Below are 2,380 nucleotides of genomic sequence, written 5' to 3' on the forward strand. Positions count from 1 at the left end.
ATGCCACAGAAGGAGATTTAACCGTTAGAGCCAACCTGAATTCAGTGGAGTTAAGTACCGTTGCCGATCTATTTAATGCCATTATTAGTAGCTTACAGGAGATTGCCATTGAAGCCAGACAATCAACTACTCAAGTGGAGAATTCTTTAAAGCAAAATGAAAATGCGATTCGTTTGTTGGCTCAACAAGCTATTGCCGAAGCCCAAGAAACTCGCAAGACATTAACATCTGTCAAACAGATGTCGCAATCAATTCAAGAAGTAGCTCACAACGCCGATCGAGCAGAAAAAATCGTCGAAGATACTTACAACACCGTATTAAACAGTACGGAAAATATGGACTTGACTGTAGATAGTATTCTGAATCTGCGGAATACCGTAGGAAACACAGCCCAGAAAATGAAGCATTTAGGAGAATCATCGCAAAAAATCGCGCAAGCACTGTCTTTAATCGAAGAAATTGCCCTGAAAACCAATGTCTTAGCCATTAATGCTCGTACTGAAGCCCATCGTGCTGGGGAGTACGGACAGGGATTTGCGGTCATAGCAGAACAAGTAGGTGTCCTAGCCGAACAATGTAGCACAGCAACTCAAGAAATTGCCAGAATTGTCACCGCCATTCAATCCGAAACCAAAGAAGTCAGCCAAGCCATGAAATCAGGTACAACCCAGGTAGTAGAAACTACGCACCTTGTAGAATCGACTAAAGAGAGTTTGAACTTAGTAATAGAAAAATCCCAAGCAATCAACCAGTTAATGGGGTTGATTTCCCAAAGTACCATTTCTCAGGCAACCACATCCCAAAACGTGACTAACCTGATGCAAAAAATTGCTCAATTGTCTGAGAGGACATCCAAATCTTCTCAACAGGTAGCACAATCGATTGGCTCAACAGCACAGGTTGCTGGCAAACTACAATCTACAGTAGCTCAATTTAAGGTAGCTGAATAAATTTATTTATAACTAGAAGTATTTGGAGTTCTATTTTTGATGATTAATAACCAAAGTCCCAAACTCAATCCAAATCAATCTTCAAATACAGTAGATAACAGTGTTCAGGTTGCTGAAGGTTCAAAAAATAACTTGGGCAAATCTTTAACCCTTAAAGCTAAAACAACTTTAATAGCGATCGCGATTGGCATCTTACCTACTGTTTTTACTGGCTTTATTGCTTATCGCATTGCAGATAATATTATTAGAGAACAAGTCTATCAAAATCAACAAAACGATACTAAAGTAATGTTGAATAGACTGGAAAGTTTTTTGCAAGAGCGTTATCAAGATATTCAAATTATTGCTAATATCTCAATCTTTAAGGATCGAGAATTAAGAAATAGTACTACCAGTCAGCAAAAAAACTTAGAATTAACCAATTTTGCTCAAAGAAATCCTTCCTATGAAAGTATTTCTTTTATGGATTTAAAAGGTAATGAGCTAGCCGTTTCTCAGGGAATGACTCCTGGTAATGATTTTAAAGAAGACTATTTTCAAGTTGTTCTTAAAACAGGCAAGCCATTTATTTCTCAGCCCAGATTTTCTTTTACTGTTGGAGAATTTTTTATTTACTTCGCTGCTCCTGTGAAAGATTCAGTAACCAATCAATTAGTCGGAGTTGTTCGCAGTAGAATACCTGTCAAGTATCTGGCAGAAGTCGTGAAAAACTTTGGCTTTCAATATAATGCTACCTATCATATAACAGACCTAAACGGGATAGTTTTTATAACTAACGATCAAAAAGGGCAAGATTTGCCAGGAGAAGAATATCTGCCTGATTACATTGAATTTCGTCAAGCAGGAGAAATCGCCACCATAGAATTTCACGAAGAGTTAGGAAAAAGAAATGTCGTAGGAAGTTATGTTTCCAATCAATTTGAAGGAGAGTTGGCAGAATTAGGTTGGGATGGCTTTATTTTTTATGAAAAGCAACTTGCTTACAGTGTTCAAAATCAATTTAGAAAAGTTCTGACTCTAGGAACTATTACTACAATTGTTTTAGTCGCTATCATTAGTATTTATGTTGCTAGCCGATTAGTTAAACCGATTCTGGAAGCAGCTTCTACTGTGGAAAAAATTGGTCAAGGCGATTTGGAGCAAAGACTCAATGTTGATAGTTCTGATGAAGTGGCAACTTTGAGTAGTAACATCAACTTAATGGCGCAACAACTTAAAAACCTGCTGCAAGAACAAAAAGCTCTTGTGCAACAACAACAGCAAGCAAAAGAACAGTTAGAAACCGCAATTTATCTTCTAATAAATGAAATATCTGATGCCACAGAAGGAGATTTAACCGTTAGAGCCAACCTGAATTCAGTGGAGTTAAGTACCGTTGCCGATCTATTTAATGCCATTATTAGTAGCTTACAGGAGATTGCCATTGAAGC

General features: G+C 37.5%; 2 protein-coding genes. Both read left to right on the forward strand.

Annotation, left to right across the window (positions count from 1 at the left end; all coding sequences use genetic code 11):
• Positions 1-950: methyl-accepting chemotaxis protein (locus H1P_RS32760; protein ID WP_246142057.1), on the forward strand; the 950-nt coding region annotated here is incomplete at its 5' end.
• 39 nt (positions 951-989) lie between these two features.
• A partial coding sequence (locus H1P_RS32765; protein ID WP_144875593.1) for a PDC sensor domain-containing protein occupies positions 990-2,380 on the forward strand: 1,391 nt, incomplete at its 3' end.

The organism is Hyella patelloides LEGE 07179 (assembly GCF_900659865.1).
GTDB classification, from domain to species: domain Bacteria; phylum Cyanobacteriota; class Cyanobacteriia; order Cyanobacteriales; family Xenococcaceae; genus Hyella; species Hyella patelloides.